20 protein-coding genes are annotated in these 22,752 nt (G+C 34.5%); 5 read left to right on the top strand and 15 right to left on the bottom strand.

The window, feature by feature from the left end:
* Positions 1-742 precede the first annotated feature (742 nt).
* The gene (locus OQ292_RS05635; protein ID WP_284685081.1) at positions 743-1,150 is read left to right on the top strand and encodes a hypothetical protein; all 408 of its coding nucleotides are present in this window, start codon (positions 743-745) and stop codon (positions 1,148-1,150) included.
* 202 nt (positions 1,151-1,352) lie between these two features.
* On the opposite strand, the gene OQ292_RS05630 is transcribed toward OQ292_RS05635, so the two are convergent.
* A complete protein-coding gene (locus tag OQ292_RS05630) occupies positions 1,353-2,000 on the bottom strand; it encodes an outer membrane beta-barrel protein (protein ID WP_284685080.1) in 648 nt (215 codons plus the stop codon).
* A 61-nt stretch (positions 2,001-2,061) separates the two neighbouring features.
* Complete coding sequence (locus OQ292_RS05625; RefSeq protein ID WP_284685079.1) at positions 2,062-2,721, bottom strand: outer membrane beta-barrel protein; 660 nt, start codon at positions 2,719-2,721, stop codon at positions 2,062-2,064.
* A 386-nt stretch (positions 2,722-3,107) separates the two neighbouring features.
* On the opposite strand from OQ292_RS05625, the gene OQ292_RS05620 reads away from it, so the two are divergent.
* On the top strand, positions 3,108-3,647 hold the full coding sequence (locus tag OQ292_RS05620) for a hypothetical protein (protein ID WP_284685078.1): 540 nt from the start codon (positions 3,108-3,110) through the stop codon (positions 3,645-3,647).
* Positions 3,648-3,667: 20 nt separating this feature from the next.
* Here the strand turns inward: OQ292_RS05620 and OQ292_RS05615 are convergent, their stop codons facing one another.
* A complete protein-coding gene (locus OQ292_RS05615) occupies positions 3,668-4,396 on the bottom strand; it encodes a hypothetical protein (protein WP_284685077.1) in 729 nt (242 codons plus the stop codon).
* 19 nt (positions 4,397-4,415) lie between these two features.
* Positions 4,416-4,901: a hypothetical protein gene (locus OQ292_RS05610; RefSeq protein ID WP_284685076.1), complete on the bottom strand. Its 486-nt coding sequence runs from the start codon at positions 4,899-4,901 to the stop codon at positions 4,416-4,418.
* Between the two features lie 325 nt (positions 4,902-5,226).
* Here OQ292_RS05610 and OQ292_RS05605 point away from each other — a divergent pair, with 325 nt between their 5' ends.
* Positions 5,227-6,087, top strand: a complete 861-nt coding sequence (locus tag OQ292_RS05605) for a cyanophycinase (protein WP_284685075.1) — start codon at positions 5,227-5,229, stop codon at positions 6,085-6,087.
* Between the two features lie 69 nt (positions 6,088-6,156).
* Here the strand turns inward: OQ292_RS05605 and OQ292_RS05600 are convergent, their stop codons facing one another.
* Positions 6,157-6,687, bottom strand: a complete 531-nt coding sequence (locus tag OQ292_RS05600) for a discoidin domain-containing protein (protein WP_284685074.1) — start codon at positions 6,685-6,687, stop codon at positions 6,157-6,159.
* 218 nt (positions 6,688-6,905) lie between these two features.
* Here OQ292_RS05600 and OQ292_RS05595 point away from each other — a divergent pair, with 218 nt between their 5' ends.
* Both OQ292_RS05595 and OQ292_RS05590 read left to right on the top strand, forming a co-directional pair.
* A complete protein-coding gene (locus tag OQ292_RS05595; RefSeq protein ID WP_284685073.1) occupies positions 6,906-7,454 on the top strand; it encodes a GNAT family N-acetyltransferase in 549 nt (182 codons plus the stop codon).
* 16 nt (positions 7,455-7,470) lie between these two features.
* On the top strand, positions 7,471-7,947 hold the full coding sequence (locus OQ292_RS05590) for a DUF1877 family protein (protein ID WP_284685072.1): 477 nt from the start codon (positions 7,471-7,473) through the stop codon (positions 7,945-7,947).
* A 63-nt stretch (positions 7,948-8,010) separates the two neighbouring features.
* On the opposite strand, the gene OQ292_RS05585 is transcribed toward OQ292_RS05590, so the two are convergent.
* From OQ292_RS05585 to OQ292_RS05540, 10 genes are all read right to left on the bottom strand, one after another.
* Complete coding sequence (locus OQ292_RS05585) at positions 8,011-9,447, bottom strand: sulfatase (protein WP_284685071.1); 1,437 nt, start codon at positions 9,445-9,447, stop codon at positions 8,011-8,013.
* A 9-nt stretch (positions 9,448-9,456) separates the two neighbouring features.
* Positions 9,457-11,478 carry a hypothetical protein gene (locus OQ292_RS05580; protein WP_284685070.1) on the bottom strand — a complete coding sequence of 674 codons (2,022 nt, stop codon included), beginning with the start codon at positions 11,476-11,478 and terminating at the stop codon, positions 9,457-9,459.
* 105 nt (positions 11,479-11,583) lie between these two features.
* On the bottom strand, positions 11,584-12,723 hold the full coding sequence (locus OQ292_RS05575; RefSeq protein WP_284685069.1) for a glycoside hydrolase family 172 protein: 1,140 nt from the start codon (positions 12,721-12,723) through the stop codon (positions 11,584-11,586).
* A gap of 196 nt (positions 12,724-12,919) precedes the next feature.
* The gene (locus OQ292_RS05570; RefSeq protein WP_284685068.1) at positions 12,920-14,425 is read right to left on the bottom strand and encodes a RagB/SusD family nutrient uptake outer membrane protein; all 1,506 of its coding nucleotides are present in this window, start codon (positions 14,423-14,425) and stop codon (positions 12,920-12,922) included.
* A gap of 20 nt (positions 14,426-14,445) precedes the next feature.
* Positions 14,446-17,745 (bottom strand): SusC/RagA family TonB-linked outer membrane protein, encoded by a 3,300-nt coding sequence (locus tag OQ292_RS05565; protein ID WP_284685067.1) that lies wholly within the window; start codon positions 17,743-17,745, stop codon positions 14,446-14,448.
* Between the two features lie 180 nt (positions 17,746-17,925).
* Positions 17,926-18,930 (bottom strand): FecR family protein, encoded by a 1,005-nt coding sequence (locus OQ292_RS05560; protein ID WP_284685066.1) that lies wholly within the window; start codon positions 18,928-18,930, stop codon positions 17,926-17,928.
* A 171-nt stretch (positions 18,931-19,101) separates the two neighbouring features.
* Positions 19,102-19,707 (bottom strand): RNA polymerase sigma factor, encoded by a 606-nt coding sequence (locus tag OQ292_RS05555; RefSeq protein WP_284685065.1) that lies wholly within the window; start codon positions 19,705-19,707, stop codon positions 19,102-19,104.
* Positions 19,708-19,965: 258 nt separating this feature from the next.
* Positions 19,966-20,499, bottom strand: coding sequence for a hypothetical protein (locus tag OQ292_RS05550; RefSeq protein ID WP_284685064.1), 534 nt, complete (start codon positions 20,497-20,499; stop codon positions 19,966-19,968).
* A gap of 2 nt (positions 20,500-20,501) precedes the next feature.
* Positions 20,502-21,113 carry a hypothetical protein gene (locus OQ292_RS05545; RefSeq protein WP_284685063.1) on the bottom strand — a complete coding sequence of 204 codons (612 nt, stop codon included), beginning with the start codon at positions 21,111-21,113 and terminating at the stop codon, positions 20,502-20,504.
* The gene (locus tag OQ292_RS05540; protein ID WP_284685062.1) at positions 21,113-21,862 is read right to left on the bottom strand and encodes a hypothetical protein; all 750 of its coding nucleotides are present in this window, start codon (positions 21,860-21,862) and stop codon (positions 21,113-21,115) included. The genes OQ292_RS05545 and OQ292_RS05540 overlap by 1 nt, the downstream gene beginning before the upstream one ends.
* Positions 21,863-22,752 lie beyond the last annotated feature (890 nt).

The raw sequence follows: 22,752 nt of genomic DNA, 5'->3' as shown, positions 1-22,752 counted from the left end.
TTTTATAAGGAAAGACTAGAAAACTTAATCAAGTTTTTAGCCCTTAATTGAGTGAAGGCTTAACCTTTGGCAAGTCAAAGCTTCACCCATTATCAAAAAGTTCATCATTCTCCCTTTTAATCTTTCTGGAGATAACATACTGTAAAATGAGCAAGCAGGGGATAACTATCCCTAATATTATATAAGCTGTTGTTAACATTATTTGAATTTCTTGAGTGTGAAAAATTATAAATATTTAAGAATCAAAGGCTTTTCTGTATCTCGCTTTTTTACTCGATTCTTCTGCCGATTCTCGATTTCACACTGCTTGTTGAAATTTCTTCTGTGTTGCCAGATAGAATTTTCATCTTTTTTTACGTTATTTGTCATGTCTATAAAAAAGTTTGATTTCACAGTTGAACTTGAAGCCAGGTGTTGGTAGCACTTGGCTTTTTTTATTTATTTACCTTCAATAATCTTTTTTCGTTCGACTTTTTAACTCTTTTATTCTGTAAATGAAGTTGTTGAATACATATTCTTTTTGCATCATCAACTCTATTCTCATTTAAAGCTTTATAAATCGTTTTAAACATAGATAATTGAGTTTTGGTTGGTACTTTTTTACATAAAAAGTAATCATTTAAAAATAATTTACGTTATTTTGTAAATGAATTTTGTATAATCATTTCGTAAATTTGTTTTTCAAAAGTATTTATGCAAAATATATTTTCCAAATTTATTTCCTAAATAAAAGTAAATTTTCATGAAAAACCAATCAGATAAACTTAGTTTAATTTTTGGTGAATGGAAGGAGGTTGATAAATATCAGCTAGTTAACCATTTTCAAAAAACTACTAATATGCTCAAAAGATATTGGGATGGAAAACATGAAGTACCAATGGATTTTGTAATTAAAATGAAAGAGCTACATCCTAACATCAATCTAAATTGGTTTATAGCAGACCAAGGTGATCCATTTTTAGATGAAGTGTCGATTTCTTCAAGTAAAAAAGTTACAAAACCCAATATAGAGACAAGTGAAAAAGAAAATAAAATACTCCAGAAAAAGATTACTGTTCTTGAAAAGCAGGTAACAGCTATAATAGCAGGTTTTCAAGAGGTTAAGAGTATGGCAAGTATTCAGTTGGGAAAGATTAGGGTGTATGCATAACCAGGGTAAAAGCATGAAAAAAATTGTTTCTACTTTGTGTACACCAATGTTACAAAGTAATGTAACGTTCTGGTAATCAAACATGTGACCTCATAGGTTTGAATCCTGTCGGGGCCACATATTATTTTGTGTATTACGAATTTTGCAATAAAAAAGCTGTTGAAGCTAGATGATTCAACAGCTTTTTAGCTAAAATCATTTCTTAAAAATAATAATACAACCCTAACTCTAAAGTGTAGGTAGATAAATCTAAGCCAATGTTATTCCGTGAGGTTTCTGTAGCTGTTCTAGGATTGTCTACAGCTTTTGTACTATAGTGGTTATAACCAATAAATCCAAAAGTGCTTTCAAGTCCAAAGTTTTTATTGATCATATATAATAGGCCTGGCGACATACCAATGTCTAAGCTTCTTACCTGTTGATTATCAGTATATTCATCACTATGCGTTTTACCGAAACTTGCTGAGGCAAATGGTTGTAAAAAAACATAAAACTTATCTGTAATAGGTTTATGAAATCTACTAAAAATTGAAAAATCAAAAGTGTTTGTTGTTGTCTTGTAATTTATGGGTATAGAGGAGTTGTTTCTTAGAACCTCAGTTTTGTTATTAATACTGGTATATCCTAATCCAAAACCTATACTCACATTATCATTTATGAAATACCCGAATCTAGGAGATATATTTAATGTAAAATCATTGTCGTCGTAAGCGGTGTTCACATTTTCATTGGTAAAATCTCTTGAATTGAATGAGAATGAACTACCAATTTGTTTCAATCCCTTATCTAATTGTGCATGTGCTGATATGGAGATGATGATTAGTAAAAATGTACTATATATGTATTTCATGGTATTCGATTATTTATGGTAGGAGCTGTTTTAAATTAATTATGCTTAGATAATTAAGGTCTTACTCGAAATAATATCGAAAGCCAAACTGTAATGTACTTGGAGATAAGTTAAAATTTAGATTATTATTTTCTGAATTTGGGAGGGTTTGAGAATCATCATAAGGCTTATTTTTAGATTTGGTATAACCTAAAAAACCAAAAGTGCTTTCAATGCCAAATTTTTCATTAATCATAAATAGCAAACCTGGACTAATTCCTAATGAAAATGTGTAGTATTTTGTGCCTTCATCTTCATGTTGTTCGTATTGTCTGTTACCGATACTTACGCTTGCAGATGGTTGCAAAAAAAGATAAAAGTTGTCTGTAACTGATTTGTGAAAGCGGCTATTGATTGTGAACGTAAAACTTTTGTTTTTGAAAGTTTCCTTAGTTGTTCCTTCATCATCAGGGTATTCTGATATATTTTTTAAATAATTATAGCCCAATCCTGCACTTAAACTAATATTATCTTTTATGAAGAACCCAAAAGAAGGTGAAAAACTAAAGCTAGTCCTGCTATCATCATAAATATCGGATGATATATATCCAGGGTTTTCTGAGTTTGTTTTTGAATGAGATGCATTAATCGATCCTCCAATTTGTTTTAGCCCTTTGCTGAGTTGTGCATTGGCAGAGAAAGAAATGATAATTAATAATAATGTGCTATAAAGGTATTTCATGTTTTTATGAAAATTTATAAGATTGAAAATATTATTCACTAGGTTATATAAAGTATTACTTTTAATTACTATTAGTTATAGTAGGTAGCACTATTATAGCTTGCATTTGTAGATAATGAAGCACTTTAATTTTGTGTTTTATGTTAGAAGTTGGAAGTGAGATTGAGAGTAATAAAAAATAAATGAAAGGGAGTACAAGCTCGATTTTATCAAGAAGTAATTTTTATTTTCCATGCTGAAGGTTGAAATAGATATTCAAAATATAGATTTGAAAATCAGATTGCTAATACTTTTTTTATGCCTAAATATAGGTTGTAATACTTCGATTTTACTAAAATTTAAAGGTTTTTAACCTTTTTATGTTAAAATTAACCCACAGTTCATCGATGTCTCAAGAGCTTGAAAATTTTATATTAAACTATATTTCTAAAGTAGATTTAGATCAAATTCGCTTTAACTGTTTTGAGGATGAGCAGGGAGGATATTATGATCTTAATGATGTATTTAGAACCGATGTCAGTAAAAAAATAAGACACCTAAAATATGAAGTTTCAGTTGAATTACTAAGGGACTTATTTGTTGCTCATTGCGAAACTTCTGTTAAAGCTTTTGGGTGTTATAGATATTTAGGTGAAATCGGTCAAGCATTAATCGAGAAGAGTAAAACAACATATGTGTTAGAGTATCTTCATTATTCTAGGTGTAGTTTTGATAGCGCAAAAGCCAGTGGTATGGTAAATTGGGATGAAGAATTAGTGATAGAAGTTAGAGCTTACCTTAATGAAGAAATTGAGAAACAATCTGACTCACAAATGATAAATGATATTGAATTTGGGCTAAATCATCGATTTGGCGAAAGTTGGATAAAGTCTCCAAAATTAAAGAAACAATTAAGCGCTCAAAAGAAAAGAAAAAAGAGGAAGTGATTTATCTATACTCAATAAATCTACCATTGAAGCACTTCTGTTTTTTCATCTACTGTTACTCGTATCTGTTGGTTTTCATCATCTTCTTTAATTATCGCATCTTCAATTTTGCCACTATTAAATGCAATTGTATCAACTTCAAAATAGATATACTTACCGAAAAAATTCTTAGCCAATGTACAGCTTAGATAAGAGTGGAGAAATGCGCCATTTGTCTTAAAAATGATAAAGTTATTTTTGCTTAACGGCTTTATTGTTTGTTCAGAAAAGTATCCGCTCCAACTGCCAATTCCTATAAAGATTGAGAGGGATGTATGAGCAAGAATAACTATCGCAATGATGGCATTTTTTAATTTTGGAATTCTTTTATAGAAAAAAATAAGAGCTCCTATAAATCCGGGGTAGGCTAGTACAACTATAATAAGCCGGATGGGTTTGATACTAAATATCCCTAAAAATACTATAATTACTATCGCCCACATTACTAAAACTGTAGACAGTTTAGCTATTTTATGGCTATCTACAGGTCGCTTAATCAAATAGACTAAAACAATTGTTATTGAGGAATACAGAATTAAAAACTCAATAAATTTATTTAATACTCTTATTCCGAAAAACCAAGCAACTACTATTATTACAAAGGGGATAACTAGTTTAAACCTTATTGGTTTTTGAATAATGGAAACGAGTAGCATAACCAAAATGGGTAATGCTATACTGAGGTATGTGGCGAGGTTCGTTTGATCCAAAGTATGTGATTTATCTTACTTACAAACCAAAATAAGTTTTAATTTCTGCTTCGCTTAGGTCAATAGAAGATTTAAAAGCAGGTTTTCTACCTGGCTTATAGAGGATAATGTTCCAGCCAGGTGCACCGGCTTTTTCTGTATTAAGAATCCAGCTTTCTTTGTTTTTTGGGTTGGTGAACTTTACCGTTCCAGAAGTTAGATCTACAGTTTTTATTTTTAAAGAATTGACTAACTCCGAGGCATTATATGCATAATAGATATTATCATCTGCTATTACAAAAAAATCGTCTTCCTGTGTACATTCATTCTTTATTTCATTGATTTTAATTTCAGAAGGAGAAATAAAAACTGCACAGGTATAATTAATCGTGTTATCGATATCATCAGATTTTGTAAGGTAGTTTTCTAGCCTTAAATAACTCTCAAGGTTGTTGGAGTCAAAGCCAGATTGCGCTTTTAAATTGAAAGTTAGTAGAATGAATAGCAAAATGAAGTTGAAACGCATGATTCTTTGTTAGTTAAACTTGTTGTTAAGGCTTAAGCCCTTTCGAGTATTTACCGGCTAATTTATAAGCTCAATTTTTATTTACTGCACTTTATTAGAGTTTTAAGTCCATTACATTTTATTAGACGAGATTGATATAGAAGAAGTCTAGCTTTTTTTGGGAATTTATTTTTTTGCTTAATCGTCTCACCTCTTAATTAAATCAGTTTCAATTTACTAATTTTAGTTTTTACATAAATGTATTACCAAAAGCGAAAATATTAAAAAGACACAATGTGGATTTTGTAAATATTAAGTCTTGGGCCTAAACGTAACAAAGTATTTCATGAAAAAATCAGCTTTCCTTTTATTAAATTTATTATTCACTTTTACTATAGCTTTTTCTCAAAGTGAACCAGAAGAACTTGTAACTACTGGACCCCAAAAGGGCTCTTTGGTAATTGTAGGAGGTGGTAAAGTTGGCAACGAAATCTGGAAACGTTTTATAGAATTAGCTGGAGGAAAAGATGCCCCTATTGTTGTGATTCCAACAGCAGGAGGTGGAGAAAGTTATGATGAGACTTATAGTGCCATACCTGCATTAAAAGAAGCTGGTGCCACAAATGTAACTTTACTACATACGTATGATAGAGAAACAGCCGATACTGATGCTTTTATTGAACCATTAAAAAATGCCAAAGCAGTTTGGTTTGGTGGAGGTAGGCAATGGCGACTGGTAGATGCTTACAAAGACACTAAAACAGAGGGCATGTTTTGGCAAATTCTGGATAAAGGAGGCGTAATTGGTGGCTCTTCGGCAGGAGCGACCATACAAGGTTCTTATTTGGCGAGAGGCGACACAAAAAACAATCAGATTATGATGGGTGACCATGAAGAGGGTTTTGGTTTTGTGAAAAACATTGCCATAGATCAGCACGTGTTGGTGCGCAACAGGCAGTTTGATATGTTCGATATTTTAAAGAACAAGCCTGAGCTATTAGGCATCGGTATTGACGAGAGCACAGCGGTTGTGGTGCAGGGAAATGAGTTTGAGGTGATAGGTAAAAGCTATGTATTGATTTACGATACTACTTTTTGGTCTCGCGAAGGATTCGCCCTAAAAAATCTGCCCGAAAGAAATCAGCTTTTTTACTTCCTTAAAGAAGGTGATAAATACAATATGGAGAAAAGAGAACGGATGGAGTAAAAAAAATCAAAAACCGAAGCAGGTAGCCCGCTTCGGTTAGCACATCAATTACAATTATGGTTGAATTACCTACTCAGTCCAAACTTCCAGCTCATTTACTCTTACATAAACACTCTGGTTGTCTGGTCCTTTGGTGCCGTATAGTCTTACTTTTGAGCTTATTATTTTGTCAAAAGTGTGAGATCGAATAAGAAAAGTATTGTCGGTTACATCCTCAATTGTTTGCCAAGCCACTCCATCAAAATACTGTAACTGGTAATCTTGAATTAAGTAATCTTCTGAAGTATATAATTCTATCCTTGAAAATGATTTCTCTGTTCCAAAATCCAACATCACCCATTGAGGTAGTTTTCCACTATCAGTACTACTGTTAGAATTGGTCCAACTGCTTTTCGGACCTACTTCTGTATTAGTATCGCCATCGTTTATATTATCTGCCGAATAACCATAGTATGTAGAACTCGCTGAAGCTGTAGCCTCCAAAGAAAGATTAGTTACAGGAGTTACTTCGTCTTCTTCAGAGCATGAAAATAATAGCCATGTAGAAGCTGCAATAAAGCACAGTTTAATTCCTAATGTTTTAATGGTAGTTTTTTGCATTTTGTCAATGAAATTTAGGTTAATCAAGTTTATCTAATCTGGCATAGTAACGAAGAAAATGCTTATGAAATACACGAAATTTCACTTTTTTGAGGTATAATGTTAATTTTTTATAACATATTTTAGGGTGAGGCTTCTTCGGTGCTCAGAAATGCTTTTGTTCGTATTTATTAAATAAATTACAAAACCTGATATATTAGAAGTTTAAAAAATAAATTATGTTTTCTGATATAAAAACTGAAAGGCTAAGGTTAAGTCAGTTGCAAGCAGCAGACATTCCTAACATAGTATCATATGCTAGTAATAAGAAAGTTGCAGACATGACTATGAATATCCCACATCCTTATAAAGAGGAAGATGCCATATACTGGATTAACTCAGCAAACGAAGGTTTTAAAAGAAGAACTCAATTTACTTTTAGAGTCGCAATAAAAGAAAGCAACAAGTTTATTGGAGGTATGGGGCTCAAAATAGATAACCGATTTAACAAAGCCGAACTAGGTTATTGGATTGGTGAACCATATTGGGGTAATGGCTATGCCACAGAAGCCGCCGGAGCAGTGTTAAGTTTTGGGTTTGAAGTGTTAAACTTGAATAAAATCTTTGCAACACATTTAATAGATAACCCTGCATCAGGCAAAGTGATGAAAAAAAATGGAATGATTAAAGAAGCCGAGTTAGTAGAGCATTTTAGAAAAGATGAAAAATACCTAACCGTGGTGCAATACAGACTTACCAGAAAAGAATACGAGGAGAGAAAGATGTAAATTAGATGGGATAATTATGGGTATCGTAAAAGAGTATTATAGAGTAGAAGATAAGATGATCGATTATTTTGTTCAGAATCCTGAAGAAGCTAGCGATTACTTTGATAATAATTATTGTTTTATGGGTGGTAAATATCATGATAACCCAGAAAGACATTTTTATTTAGATAAATCTTGGGATGAAATTATTCCATTATTGATAAAATGTGATAATTCTGAAAATAATATAGTAAAAGAGATAAATGGAATAAGCTTTAGGTATTTTGATGATCCCTTCTACATAAAATCAGAATTAGCGGCTGAAATATGCGATGCTTTACAATTAATTGTAGAAGAAGATTTAAGGGAAGCTTATAATATTTCGAAAATGAAGAGTAGTGAATTAAATGATGATCTCTGGAAAAATTATTTTCTTCTTTACATAAATAAATTAAAAGCTGCATTTCAAACAGCAAAGAGGTTTAAAGATGGTATTGTGATAAATGCGTGTTAGACAAACCCCAAACCATAAATCACTCATTACAGCTTGGGGGAATATATGCAAAGTGCTTAAATCCTAACCACCTTGCTGGCTTTCATTTATATAGGTTCTATCAGTTTCGATGTGTTGGTGTAATTGATTATGCAAGCTTTGTACAGTGTCTTTTATGCCATCAGCACCAACAATATTCTTGTTTTCATCTGGGTCAGTTTGGTGATCATACAACATACTCGCATAAATAGAATCTTGCTGGTTAATCCATTCTGTATACAAATACCTATCTGTAATAATAGATTCACCTTTTATAAATCTGGAATACACTTTCTCTTTCCATGCTTGATCTGGATTTTCGAGCAATGGCACAAAACTTTTACCATGTAGCTGTGTAGGCTTTTCAAGTCCAGATAGTTCACATAAAGTTGGGTAAATGTCTATAAACTCCACCAAAGCTTTTGATCTGTGTTCATCATTATAACCAGGTGCTCTTATTATTAAAGGTGCATTGAGTGAGGTTTTAAAATTGGCATGTTTACACCAAATACTATGTTCGCCCAATTGCCAACCGTGGTCGCCCCAAAGTACCACAATGGTATTTTCGGCTAAGCCTAATTCATCTAAAGCATCCAACACGAGACCAATTTGAACATCCACATAACTCACACAAGCATAATAACCCCTAATTAAGTTTAATGCTGTACTATCTGCCACAGGTCCCTTTTTAGGAATGCTGTAATACGATCTCAATTCCCCAAAATTATGAATAGCCGCTTTAGGTGCATTTTGTGGCGGATAATAATTGTCTGGTAATTGAATATTCTCCTCAGGATATAAATCCCAATATTTTTTAGGAGCATTAAATGGCAAATGTGGTTTTAAGAAACCCGTAGCCACAAAAAATGGCTTGCCTTCTTCTTTGAGTCTTTTAAGATCAGCAATGGTTTTTGATGCAATTTTTCCGTCAAAATAGGCTGTGTCAGCCACATCACCTGCTTCGTAAGGAAAACCTCTTTGTGTGCCATCACTAAAAATATCTTGGTTAAGCTGTGTCTGGTAGTTCATATAACTACTCGTTTCTGCCGGATTCCAAGGTGCCTCTGTCCAACTGTCTTTTAAATCATCTTTATGATGAAATACCTTTCCGTTGGAAATTGTGTGATAACCATTTTGCTTGAAAAGTGCCGGCAAACTAATCGCTCCGGGAACATCTTCGTTAGCCCAAGTATTGTAATCTACAAAGCGGTTTGCTGTGGGGCGAATCCCAGTTAGTAAACTTGCCCTTGAAGCACCACATACAGGAATGTTGCAATAGGCATTTGTAAATGCCATTCCTGAGTTGGCCAATTTGTCGATATTGGGCGAAATAATGTGACTTTGTCCATAGCAACCCAGTTCCGGCCTCAAATCATCCACCGCGATAAACAAAATATTGGGTTGTGGTATTTTCTCTCTCTGAGGCGAACAGGCTGCTAACCAAGCAGAGATAAATAGCAAGATTAATTTTCCATATTTCATATTTTACGATTAAAGTTGATCTACTAAAATTATTAAAGGTCTTTCAGTTACATTCACTGTTACAGTATTATTTTCAATGTTTAATTCGGTGGAGATACCTGCTTCTTGTTGATGTTCCAGTTTGATCTCAGTGGCTGTTTGGCTTGTATCACTAAGTGGAAGAGAAAAGTTATTCACAGTTGTTCCATCAGAAGTTGGACACCAAAGCACATAAGCTCCTTCTTTTGTTTCAGGATTACTAAACTTATAAATCCATACATTTTCATTGTCTGAGTTTTGTTCAGCTTGAAAAGTCATTCCACTTAGCGCGTCTTTTAATGTTTTTACATAATACCAAGAAGGCTTGAGTTCATCATCTACTGTAACAAAGCCACATTCACCAAAAACATCGTGTTGGTAATTTTTTAGATCATTGGCGAGGTACATCATCATTCTATCAATTCCCGCACCGGCACCAATCAAATATTCTCTTACTAACCATTGCCCTTGTATCTCAAACATGCTGATTTTATCTGGGTAAAGTGCATGGCCAAAAGCTGCTGATTGATAGCTGCCTTCGTCTGTATCCCAGCCAAATTCGCTTAACCAGAGTTCTTTATCTGGTAAGTGTTTATCTCGCCATGCTACTATCTTTTCGAGTTTTTCTTTTAGTCCATCTGCTTCTGGGCTTATGCCATGTGCTTCTTCACCAGAATGTTGCTTGCCTCTTGTATTGCAGTAATGATGTAGGTTAATTACATCAGCAGGGAAGGAGCCATCTCGATGATGATCTGCCCATAATTTCATCGCTTGTACATAGCTGAGTGAAAGTTCAGCCAATCCACCAAAAACATATTTGGTATTTGGGTCTGCATTTTTTACTCCAAAACCATCTCCCATTTGGTTGAGGTGTCCATCGTAAGAAGCACTGCAAAATGCTGCAAACTGATAAGGTGTAAAATGTCCGGCAGGATCTCCCCACCATCTGTTTGGCTCATTCCAGTTTTCGAAATAATTGATGAATCCCATTCCGCTTTTCTTTGGGCTCGCTTCAGTAGTTCGAAGTAGGTTTTCTGATACTTTTTGATTTCCATATCTAGCCACGTATTGGAAAGAATAATCAGCCATGATTTTATATGAAAGCGGATCGTTAGGGTTGCCTCCAAAGTTGGGTATATTTTCATGTTCATTTGCTTGATCTACATGTCGATGAATACAAGGAACAGCTTCAATTCCCATATCTTTCATTTTTTGATAATACAAATCACTGTTATTCATATCTGCTTGAGGGTATTTTTCTTTTCCGGCAACTTCGTTTAAGTCTCCCCAATTAATTGGCGTTTCTAAATCGGTTACACCATTCCATCCCCAAGGCCTGTATTCTCTAACCAGTCCGATAGCTTCGTGTAGTTTATCAGGAATGGTGATATAAGAGTTCATCCCAATAAATTCATCCATTGTAATTCCAAAATTTTCAGGTGTAGTTTGAGTGACTTTTGGTGAAGTGTCTTCCAATGGATATCCTTTAATAATTACCTCTTTTATAGCCAAATCGCAGTTTTCTGGAAACTCTGCCGATTGATTATAGAAATTGGTTGCTAGTTTTTCTAAGTGCAGATATCGGGTTTCGTAGTTGCAGTTTAATGTTATCCATGAGTTGGCATTATCCATCTGTACTTTTATAGAATCTTGCCAATTAAATGGAGCTCCAGTAGAAACTTGCAGTTCACCTCCACTTATATTTCTCTCTTTTTCTCCATCAAAAATTAATATCTCTCTAATTTTATATTTGCTGCCAAAGTCGATAATAATTCCGGCAGGCCAGTAAGTTTTTACCCCATAAGTTTCCCATCGGGTAGTAGGGGTTTCATTTGCTTCTTGCTCGTCAAACCAAGCCATGTGTTTTCCATAACCAGTTTCGTTAATCACCATGTCTTTGGTGATTGGAATAATGCTAGCTGTTTGTTCTTTGCAGCTATTAAGGGCAAAAAGGAATAATAGAAAGGTTGATTTAAATATCGTTTTTATCACTGATTGATGCTTTTTTTTCATTTGATTAGAATGTAAAGGCAAAAAGAATCTCAGTTAAGAAGAAATGAGGTGTTAATTGCCTCTCACTCCTTAAAAATTCTCTTCGAAAAATTGCTTAAATTTTTACTAGTTAATTTCTAGCTCATCTTTCGATGGAAAATCTGGGAAAGCATTATGTGGCTCTGCCTGATACCAAAAAGCCACAGAAGCAATGTCGTCTTTTAAAGGCAAATATCTTCCATCGCTTCTCCAACCCAATGCTTGCATGGTTACTTTTAGGTCTTTGTTAAAACGGATAGGGTCGGTTACATGCCAGCGATACATGCCAAATCTGGTTTGCGATTTATAGGTAAAATCTCCCTCAGGTCTAATTACATGGAAGCCGGCATAAGGAGTTGTATAATCTATGTATTTTCCTTTTATGGCAAATCCGTAGGAGCCACAAAAATAATCTTCGGTACCAGTGCCGCAAATGGTCGGGAATTGCTTATCACCATCCATAAAAAATTTAATTTCACCTTCGCCCCACCAGCCATTGTTGTTGCTTTGCCAAGCCATGTAAGTTCCCACATACTGCCCTTTGCCTTTTATGTTATCCACAATGGTGTAGACATCTTTGTATTTAACAGGATTTACTCTTCTGAACTGTGCGTGGAAATAGGCGGCATCTTCTGGCACTTCGGTTAAGGTATAATCGATTTGGTAATACAAACGCATGGGTTTGGTATCGATGTTTTCCATTGTAATGCGACACTTTTTTCTGAAAGGCATCACCCAATAACTATTAAAAGCACTACCGGGATTTACACAAACTGCTAGAGAATTAATCTGTTTGTATTCGTAAGCGGCTGCAAAAAAATCACCTACAGGTACTTCTACAGACGGTTCTTTTTCATCATCCCAATAGATTCTAATTACCGAATATCGCCAGTTACCTGTTGGAGTCATCCAGATGTGTTGAATAGCTCCGGAGCCATCAATATTTGCCAGTTCAAAAACTGAATCAGCAGGAATGACAATAAAAGGATTTGTTTTCCAACCAAGACCTAAATCTCTGGCAGCCGCTCCGGCACTTCCATCTTCTACGGTTGTTCTGCCTCCACCGCCTTTTTCACCAGTAAAGTTTTCTGGGCTAATCGATCTAGTTTTAGCATCTGACAGTTGGTAAAGGTTATTCATATTCACATTTAAACCATTAAACTCTTGGGCATAAAGTGATGCTGAACTAAGGATAAGGCTGAAAACGAAAATTAATCTGAGTCGCATGAGTATAGTTTATCAAAAAATTATATTGAATGATTTTTAAGCTTTAGAAAAAATTAGCGCGATGCACTTTTAAAAAAATGCAAGTATGGCTATATCAATTTATGAAATGTTATGCTACTTTCTGTGATGGACTGTGATGAAAACATAACCGAAAGTTTGAAAATTGGGGCAAGCGTTTACCTGCCCCATTGAGCAACTAATAACCGATATTTTGTGTCAAATTGGGGTTGAGTTGTAACTCCACAGCTGGAATCGGCATTAGATAATCTTCTTCGGTAATATCGCCAAGTGGTGCTAGATCGCCATTGGCTTTATTCTGGTTAGCTTCTTTTACTTTTTCGGTTCTTACAAGATCAAACCATCTGGTGTATTCAGCAGCTAGCTCCCAAGCTTTTTCTTGCAATACGGCATCTCTAAACTCAGTGTTAGACAAGCCCGGCTCCAAGTCAACAGATGGGTCTGGTGTGTCAATAGGCAAACCTTTCGCCCTTCTTTTTACCATGTTTACGGCCTCATAAGCTTTTTCACTAGGTCCAGAAGACATGGCCGCTGCCTCAGCATAAGTGAGCAATACTTCTGAATATCTCAATATTTGCAAGTTTCTACCAGTTAGGTACATACTTTCATAGTTGTCTTCTCTTGGTACAGACCCATCTCTAAATTTGCCCACAAAAGGATGTTTGGCATTGCTGTTTTGCCATTCGGTACCATCTGTAAATGTGGTGTGGAAAGTAACATCTTTTCTTGGTCCTTCAGGAAAATCGTTAAAGAACCCAACTTCGAAAAAGATTTGATCCCAACCACCTTCTTCACTTGGGCCCATAGTGGTGGCGGTGATACTAGTTCTGGCATTGGTGCCACAATCTACCAGACGACAAAACTGTAGCCCCCAAACAATCTCATCATTCAATTCATTAGACATAAGCCATACATCTTCGAAGTTGGGTAGTAGATAATGCGAAGAATTGTTTATTACTTCTTCTGCTTTTTGAGCTGCCAATGCATATTTAGATTCATCTTTTAGTGGCCAGCCTGCCATCGTTAAATACACTTGAGAAAGTAAAGATTTTGCTGCCCAAACTGTAACACGACCGGGCTCGCCGGGCCATGCTTCTGGTAAATGTTGTTCGGCAAACAAAAGGTCTTCTTCTATTAAAGCATAAACTTCTTCTTTGGGCGCTCTGGTAATTTCCATATCTAATGTGGTGGTTGTGATGGGTACATCGCCAAAAAGTCTTACCAACCAGAAGTAAGAAAATGCTCGTAAAAACCTCACCTGAGCAACTCTAGATAGAATGGCATCTTCTTCGGCAACTACTTTCTCATAGTTTTCAATTACATTGTTGGCTGAGTAGATAACCTTATAATGTTGCCCCCAGAAAATGGAAACAATACCACTGAGTGGTTCTACTGCAAATCGATCGTATTGCGACCAACCAGATTGCGTGGGTAAAGTGGTAAGATCATCAGCACCCATTAATGGTGCCCAAATATCTCTGGATGCAATACCTCCCCATGCTCCAGAGATTACTTCGGAGTAAGTGGCGGTTACACCTGCATCTAAATCGGATAAGGATGAAAAAAATGAATCGCTAATTAATGTTCCTTTGGCCTCTTCTTCCAAATCTTGACAAGAAAAAACCATTGCCAGAATGAGCAAAATCGTTGTAATGGAAGTTATTTTCATATTTTTATAAAGCATGATAATTTCGGTTAAATCATTTAAAGAGAGATTTTAGTGCCTACAGTAAAGGTTCTAACTGCTGGGTAAGTGCTGTTGTCAATACCTTGTTGCGTGTCTGAACCAAGTGGCGTAGTAGAAAGCTCTGGGTCGTAACTAGAATAATTGGTAATTAAACCTAAGTTTTGAACACTGATGTAAAACCTAGCTCTATTCAACGTGTTTTTTAATACCGTTTCAGGAATGGTATAGCCTAAAGTAACATTGGCAATTCTGATAAAACTACCATCTTCTATCCATTGATTTGAGTTGGCTCTTGAGTTACTCGTTGCACTAAAGCCCGGAATGTCTGACTGGTTATTCTCTGGCGTCCATCGGTTGAGTATTTCCTTAGATGTAGGAATGGCATCACCACTGCCAAGAATTAAGAATCGAGTATGGTTCCAAACCTGATTTCCTTGTGTGCCATTGATGAGTACATTTAAATCGAAGTTTTTGTATTCGATGCTGGTATTCCATCCCCAGTTAAAATCTGGAAGTGGGCTTCCCAAAATACTCATGTCTTCATTACCAATTACTTTATCTCCATTTACATCTCTGTATCGCGGATCGCCCGGAACTTGATAAAACTCTGCGGCTTCATCAGCTTCGTTTTCTTTCCAAGTTCCTTCGTAAGTGAGTCCGTAAAACTGAGAAATTGGCTCACCCGGTTTTAGTATAAAGTTGCCAATGTATAGCACACTATCTTCTCCTAGTGAAAGAATTTTATTTCGGTTAATACTGAGGTTGAAAGAAGTGTTTAATTTGAAATTAGCATGATCGATGGTAGACCAGTTTACCAAAAACTCAAATCCTTTATTCTCAACAGAGCCTATATTTTTAAGCACACTTCCACCACCTGCATATCTTGGAACTGGTACATTTAGCAACAGATCGTTGGTTTCTTTGTGGTAATAATCTATAGTACCATTTACTTTTCCACCTAAAATTCCATAGTCAATACCTACATTGTATTGCGTGGTAGTTTCCCACTTTAAATCGGGGTTAGAAGGAGTTCCCGGACCAACACCCACACTCATAGAAGTGTTGTTAAATGGATAATTCTGGTTGAGTGCTAATGTGGTAAGTGTTTGATATGGTGAAATCGCCTGACTACCTACTTTACCAACACTGGTTCTTATTTTTAAATCGCTGATAAAATCAACTGTATTTAAAAATGGCTCATCTGAAAGTCGCCAAGCAAGGGCGGCAGAAGGGAAATATCCGTATTTGTTGCCTTCACCAAATTTAGAAGAACCATCAGCCCTAAAAGAAGCCGTAAAAAGGTATCTATCTTTAAAAGTATAATTTACCCGACCAAGAAATGATTGTAGGGTTTCATCAGAATAACCTGAAGATACTTGCTGATTCGCACCTAATTGCAATCGGTAATAGGTTAATGCATTGGTGGTTAAACCAGTAGCATAAGCATAATTGCCTTCCGATTTGGTGATCTGTTGTTCGTAAATAGCCGAAATATCAAACTTGTGATTGCTACCCAGTTTTTTTGCATAATTTAAGATGTTGGTATTTTGCAACCTGTAATAAAAATTATCTGTCTGGATGGCCTCGCTGGTAGATTCATCTGCGCCGGGTTGGAAACGCTTAAAGGTTGGGCTATGCGTAAAAACGCCATTTACACCACCCATTACAGAGAATTTTAAACCTTCAATAATTTCATAATTTAATTGAAGTTTAGACCAAGTATTCCATTTTTTTTCGTCAAACAACCTTTCTGTAACCTGATACACTGGGTTGCCGGCTATTGGCCCATAAGAACCGGGTGAGACCGTATAGCCTTGTGTTGCTTCGTCTATTACTGCGATGTTTGGCGGAAAAACATGAGCTGCACCTAATGCTGTACCTCTACCATCGTACGTATAGTTGTTTCTGGCAAAAGTGTGGTTTGCATAGATGTTAAAATCTACATCAATTTTTTTAGTAAGTTCTGAACTAAGGTTAGCTCTTATGCCATATCTTTTATAGTACGAATTTTTGATAATGCCTTCTTGATCTGACATTGAACCTGAAATATAGAATCTGGTTTTATCGGTACCGCCACTAAGTGCAAGCTGGTAATTTTGAGTGGCTCCAGTTCTTAAAATTTCGTCGAGCCAATTGGTACCACCAGTACTGGCAACAGAATCAATTTCACTTTGAGTAAAAACATCGTTGAGGTTTAAATCTCGGTTTCTTGCATTTACCACATTCATGTATTCTTCTGCATTGAGTAAATCTAGTTTACGGCTAATTTTATCAGCACTATAAAAAGCGTCAAAGTCTATCTTAAGCTGTCCTTTTTTACCCGATTTAGTTGTGATAATTACTACACCATTAGAACCTCTAGAACCATAAATCGCTGTGGCAGAAGCATCTTTCAACACATCCATCGAAGCAATATCATTAGGGTTAAGCGTAGAAATATCTGCTCCAATAAATCCGTCTATTACATAAAGAGGATTATTATTACCATTAATAGAGTTAAAACCTCTAATTCTTATTTTCATGCTTGCACCCGGAGCACCACTTGGCGTTTGGACAGTAACTCCGGCCGTTCTGCCTTTTAATGCATTTTCGGTACGAATTAAAGGTTGTTGTTCAAAATCTTCTGAGTTAATAGAAGCGACAGAGCCTGTTAAGTCAGATTTGTCTTGTACACCATAACCAACCACCACAATTTCTTCTAGCGATCGAATATCTGGCGAAAGTGCAACATCAATTACAGATTGGTTACCAACAGTAATTTCTTGCGAATTGAATCCAACAAAACTGAAAACCAATACACTGTTAGTAGAAGGTACTTTTATTTTATAATTGCCATTAATGTCACTTACTGCGCCTTGCGAAGTTCCTTTTAAAATCACATTTACACCGGGTAACCCTTCTCCATCTTCGCTAGAGGTAATGGTGCCGCTGATATCAATCTCTTGTAACAGTTCATAAAAATCATCTTCCTTTTCATCAGGTTTTTCTGCATCTACCGAAATAGAATTATTTACCTGTTTAAATTTTAGTTTATTGATTTTAGAAAGCTCGCGCAGTACTTCGTAAAAGTTTCTTTCACCGCTTTGTAGCTTTCCTTTAATCTTATCGTGTCGTAGATTTTGATCAGAATAAGCAAACTTGTAAAGTGTTTGTCGCTCTATATCTTTAAAAAAAGCATTAAGTGTGGAGATATCTGCATTTACAATTACATCTACCTCTTTCACATTTTTTACCTGAGCGGTGCCTTCAGAAGCCAGTATTACAGAGTAAAAAACTGTCTGAAGTAGCAAGCCATACAAAAAAAGTTTAGATAGCATTTTCGTTAGGTATAATATTTCATTTTTCATATTTTTAGATAATTAAAATTAATAAATAGTTAGTGGCTCTGCCTGTACATTATGTATGGTTTGGTCGCTTGAGTAATGTTGGCAGAGTTGCAGAATTTTAGCCAGTATATCTTCGGTAGATGGAGATGTACTGGTTTTTTTTAGCTCGAATTATTCATTTTCGTTAGGGTTTATGTATACATGTTTATCTTCTATTCGGTAGTTAAACTTCATGGCGAAGCCCATACTTTCCAGCACATTGTCGAGGCTTTCGTCTTGAAATTCACCATTAAAGGATTTCATTATCTTTTCTGGTTGATCTATATGAATGGTAACTCCGTACCACTTTTCCAATACATTTTTAATTTCGGAAATGCTGCTTTTTTGGAAGTACAGGATGTTATCTTTCCAGCCGATTTCCAGTTTATTTAGTTTTTCTATGGTAAACTCATTGTTAGTCCATCGGGCTTTTTCACCAGGAACAATCAACTGTCGAGTAGTCTTTCCATCGGTTTCATTACTTACTTCTACTGAGCCTTCAATCAAAGAAACTGATACGTTTTCGCTGTAACCATTCACATTAAATCGGGTGCCAAGTACTTTGGTAGTAATATTTCCGGCTTCCACTAAAAAAGGTCTTTTAGCGTCTTTGGCTACTTCGAAATATGCCTCTCCAATAAGTTTTACTATTCTGGCTGTATCTGAAAATTGTGACGGATAAATGAGTTTACTGCCTGAGTTCAGTTTTATATAAGTGCCATCGGTCAATTTAAGTGAGATTTTTTGTCCAGCATTAGTAGCTCGTTGTTCCATGGTAACCACTGGTGCTTTTTCAACATTAAGTTGCTCGAAGAATAAGTAGGCTGATACAATAGAGATTAAAATTAGAGTGATGATGGCCGCAATACGATAGAAATTTGTAAAGCGATAGAATGTTGTTGTTTGGCTCTGAGTGCCAGCTTTAATCTTTGCCCAATCGCTTTGCTTCTCAGTTTCGCTGGCGGTGAATTGTTTAAACTCGATGGTGCTTAAAAATGCTCTTGCTTCTTGTAGTTCTTTTATCTTATCAGGATGTTGCTCGCACCAAGATTGCCAGTAATCGTCGAGTTCTTTATCTGGTGATTTAACCCATAGCCAAAATTTTGGATCGTTTAAAAATGCTTCAGTCTGGTTCATATTTGTACTTGATAAGAGAGCTTTTCTTATATGTGTAAGTACCCAAACTTTTTCCTAGTCAGATTTTAAATATTTTTCAATTTTATGATAATCGTAAATAAATGACTTGTTTAGATGTGGCATGGCAAGTAATTGGCTTTTTTGTTGCGAGTTTCGTGTATAAACTCTTGGTTAAGGTAAATTCGGGTATATAAAAAGTAGGGTAAATATTAAATCGCCTAGAGAAGTTCTCAGATTTTTAATCGCACTATGCACCTGATTGTATGCCGTTTTTTTACTGATGCCCATAATCTGAGAAACATCATCATAAGAGAGGTTATTAAAATAGATGAGGTAGATTAACTCTCTCTGTTTGGGGGCAAGTTGTTGTATGCTATCCTTTAGTTTTGAGATATGGTGTTTTTCTAACTCAATCTTCTCCAAGTATTCTTGCTCATGAAAAAATATCTCAAACGAATCTTCAAAATAGCCTTGTATGTTCTTAGCTCTTGTTTGGTCTTTTCTTATCTGATGCTGGATTTTATACCGCAAACTCTTATAAAGATAAGCTTGCAAAGAGTAAGTAATGGTGGTTTTACTACGGTTATTCCAGAGGTCTATAAATAAGTCTTGAATGCAATCGTGGTTGTAGGCTTTAATTCCACTAAACTGGCAAGAGTAGTTATACAGAGGTTGATAGTATTTATTATAAATACATTCAAAACTGGCATAATCGTCTCGGCTAAGTCCGTTTATTAGCTCTTTATCGTCGATTATGTGTTGTTTTTTGTCAACCATTTAGCTTTTTGTGTTTACTTATTAAGGTGGTATTTTCTGGTAGATAGTAAATTAATGCATCCTGAATATACACACAGATAGTCACAAGTAGAAAAGTAAATGCACAGTTATGCCCGAAATAAAGACCAAGAAAGAATTTAATTGGTCTTAATCAGCATTTCAACTACTTAAATTACCGAATTGTTGAGAGATATTAAATAAGAATTAATACATTGTTTATTTAACAAGTTCTGGATTATTTTTTTATTTGAATAAGTGCTATTCGGTTATCTCAAATGAAGGGGTTGTTATTACATTACTTTTATTGTTTTCTCTATCAAGGAGATAGATTTGGAAGTAATATGGGGAAACATAGTTTTTATAGCCATTATATGGAAATTGAAAGATAGCCGCAATTTCGCCACTAAAAGGGCTGAATTTGTAAAGCTGATAACCTCCTTCACTATTAAGACTATTTGGAGTAGTAGCTTCATCGAAGAAAATCATGCTATAATTACCTCCATCTGATTCGTCTATTTTACCATTTTGGTCATACATTTCAATTATTAAATTTCTTTCTGTTTCGTTTATGTTTTCATAGATTATTCCAATATCACCTTGCTCATCAGAAAATTTAATTAAAAAGCTAAATGCTTGTTGTTCTTCGTTAAAGGCATTTGTTATGGATTCGTTGGGTGAGAAGCCAAGTAATTCAATAAATGGTGCAGGATTCTCTTCGGTTATATTTTCTTCGTAACAACTAGTCAAAAATAAACATGAAATAAAAATGTATATGTACTGATAAGTGCGCATGGTTATTTGGTAAAGTTTATCATTAAAGAAAAAGAAAGTCCCACATGAGAGTAGCTATCCTGATTTGCCAAAATATCTTCATCAGAATTAATCATATTAAATTCTGAAATAATGGAATTTGAAAAAACAGAGATTCCATATTGTACCATTCCTTTTGTATGCATAATAAAAGATAGGCTATTATAATAACCGATTTTAAGCCCTCCCTTTAGAGTAGGGTTATATAATGTGCTTATATCTGTGTCATGAATAAATGGAAAGTAGAAAGAAGGCCCAGATTTAAGCATTAAATTAATCTTTTCACTTAAAGGAGTTTTTAAAAGTATAGGTACTTTAACTGCATGATATCTGATCTTATAACCAAAATAGTTACTAGCTTTATAAGGTTCAGAAAAATATTCATAAGTTAGGCCAATACCCAAGTTTAAAGAATCTGGGAGGTAACAATATCCTATTGATAAATTTGAAATAGCTCTTACTTTATGGTCTATATACTCTGGTTTTTCTTCCAGATGTAAACGCGGAGCAAGACTTAAATCGAAAAGGTGCTGTTGGGCTTTTGCTTGTAATACGCCCAATAGTAATGCTACTATAAGTATATTTTTGAGACGCATTATTTGCTGTTTTTGAATTTATAACTAAGACTTAATGAGAGATTAAAATTGTCGAGTTTAAATGAAGTATTTAGCTCATCTTCAGACTCATCAATAATAACAGAATCATTACTTTGGTAGACGACTCTACTAGGTGTATAATTAGCTTTTTGAGCTTGAACTTCTATATTAAAAGACAATGATTTGTTCAATTTAATTTTTCCTCCTAAGGCACTATTTATACCTATAAATGTATTTCCAGTAAAAATGGCTTTTTCATTTTGGTAAGTATAAACTACTTCTGGAAAGCCTGTAAGAGCTCCAAATGTTAAGAATGGTGTTACATTAAAAAAGCTTTTATTAGAAAGAAATACTACTGAAGGTGATATGAAAACTCCTCTGCCCCAAGCTCTAACCTCATAAATGGGAAAAGAGACTTTATTGGCTACTTGTTCTTGTCCTTTGAGATAATTTGTAGAAAGTCTAAACCCAAATGTCTGATTAATTTGATAATTAAAATTGAGTCCCGAAGCTATACCTTTAAAGAGTCCATTAGTTCCTATCAATTCGTTTCCAGATTCTGCACTGCTAAAGATGTAAGATATAGTTGGTGAAATATAGAACCGATTCCAGAATTTCTGCTCACTATTTTCTTGTGCAAAACTACAATGAGTTAGAGTAAAGAAGCTTATGAAAAGTAAAAGGTGTAAACTATTTGTAGGAAAAGATTTGAATAGTACTTTATTTAATTGGTAATTATTTTTAAACATTAGCTGGTAATTATATCATATGGTCTTAAAAAATTGCTAGGGGTGTTTATGATAATTTTTTACTTATTAAATGAAAAAACTCATGTTACGATACCCTTAAAATATTTGCGTAAAAGTATACATGAATAACCTTTTTAGGTGAATTTGTATTGTTTTTTTGTTACTAAATTCTTACACGAATAAACCAGGTATTGGTAAATGAAAGTTGGAGGCTATTTTAACATGAATTTATATTGAGTATTTTCTTAGATCAGATGTTTTTTATCTACTCAATACCCATATAATTCAATTTTAATCAAAGTATATACGCTGGCTTATAATTTTGTATTATATATCTTTTTGTATAGGTATATGAGTTATATGGCTAATTTATATTTAAATATATAAAGTATGCCTCTTCTGGAATCGCTGGAGATATATAAAAATTAACAGAATGTTAAATCTGTAAATATTTATATTTTTATGTAACCTTGATATTCAATTTTTAGTAAAATATATTATCAATTAAGTTACAAAAAAATGAAAGTACTACAGGCAAATACATATCCACTTCTCCTCTGATAAGCTCTCTTGCCTGAGTATTAATTAACAGAATTATTTTAATTCTTTTTAATAAAATTTTGTAATAAAAATCTTTTGCTTGCTACTAATCTGTTACAAGAAAAAATAAGCAAATCAGAGAATTGGCTGGAAAGGCTTTTTCCTTATCGAGCAATAATTCATTGTAATTTTCGAACATTTAAGCATCTGGGTTTAAAAAGCTCAGCAGGAATTACTTTGTCTAATTATCAAAAAAGAGGAAGAAAATACTATCAAAATATACCAAAATATTTGGTTTATTACGTTAGAAAATTTTAACTAAATGTAAATAATGGAGGAGTTTTTTGTAC

This window comes from Chondrinema litorale, assembly GCF_026250525.1.
Classification (GTDB): Bacteria; Bacteroidota; Bacteroidia; order Cytophagales; family Flammeovirgaceae; genus Chondrinema; species Chondrinema litorale.
Note: the sequence above shows the minus strand (reverse complement) of the source record. Positions and strands in the feature narration are given on the sequence as shown.

Coding starts and splice junctions, on each gene's coding strand:
- OQ292_RS05635 (WP_284685081.1), top strand. CDS start 743: ATGAAAAACCAATCAGATAAACTTAGTTTAATTTTTGGTGAATGGAAG.
- OQ292_RS05630 (WP_284685080.1), bottom strand. CDS start 2,000: ATGAAATACATATATAGTACATTTTTACTAATCATCATCTCCATATCA.
- OQ292_RS05625 (WP_284685079.1), bottom strand. CDS start 2,721: ATGAAATACCTTTATAGCACATTATTATTAATTATCATTTCTTTCTCT.
- OQ292_RS05620 (WP_284685078.1), top strand. CDS start 3,108: ATGTCTCAAGAGCTTGAAAATTTTATATTAAACTATATTTCTAAAGTA.
- OQ292_RS05610 (WP_284685076.1), bottom strand. CDS start 4,901: ATGCGTTTCAACTTCATTTTGCTATTCATTCTACTAACTTTCAATTTA.
- OQ292_RS05605 (WP_284685075.1), top strand. CDS start 5,227: ATGAAAAAATCAGCTTTCCTTTTATTAAATTTATTATTCACTTTTACT.
- OQ292_RS05600 (WP_284685074.1), bottom strand. CDS start 6,687: ATGCAAAAAACTACCATTAAAACATTAGGAATTAAACTGTGCTTTATT.
- OQ292_RS05595 (WP_284685073.1), top strand. CDS start 6,906: ATGTTTTCTGATATAAAAACTGAAAGGCTAAGGTTAAGTCAGTTGCAA.
- OQ292_RS05590 (WP_284685072.1), top strand. CDS start 7,471: ATGGGTATCGTAAAAGAGTATTATAGAGTAGAAGATAAGATGATCGAT.
- OQ292_RS05585 (WP_284685071.1), bottom strand. CDS start 9,447: ATGAAATATGGAAAATTAATCTTGCTATTTATCTCTGCTTGGTTAGCA.
- OQ292_RS05580 (WP_284685070.1), bottom strand. CDS start 11,478: ATGAAAAAAAAGCATCAATCAGTGATAAAAACGATATTTAAATCAACC.
- OQ292_RS05575 (WP_284685069.1), bottom strand. CDS start 12,723: ATGCGACTCAGATTAATTTTCGTTTTCAGCCTTATCCTTAGTTCAGCA.
- OQ292_RS05570 (WP_284685068.1), bottom strand. CDS start 14,425: ATGCTTTATAAAAATATGAAAATAACTTCCATTACAACGATTTTGCTC.
- OQ292_RS05565 (WP_284685067.1), bottom strand. CDS start 17,745: ATGCTATCTAAACTTTTTTTGTATGGCTTGCTACTTCAGACAGTTTTT.
- OQ292_RS05560 (WP_284685066.1), bottom strand. CDS start 18,930: ATGAACCAGACTGAAGCATTTTTAAACGATCCAAAATTTTGGCTATGG.
- OQ292_RS05555 (WP_284685065.1), bottom strand. CDS start 19,707: ATGGTTGACAAAAAACAACACATAATCGACGATAAAGAGCTAATAAAC.
- OQ292_RS05550 (WP_284685064.1), bottom strand. CDS start 20,499: ATGCGCACTTATCAGTACATATACATTTTTATTTCATGTTTATTTTTG.
- OQ292_RS05545 (WP_284685063.1), bottom strand. CDS start 21,113: ATGCGTCTCAAAAATATACTTATAGTAGCATTACTATTGGGCGTATTA.
- OQ292_RS05540 (WP_284685062.1), bottom strand. CDS start 21,862: ATGTTTAAAAATAATTACCAATTAAATAAAGTACTATTCAAATCTTTT.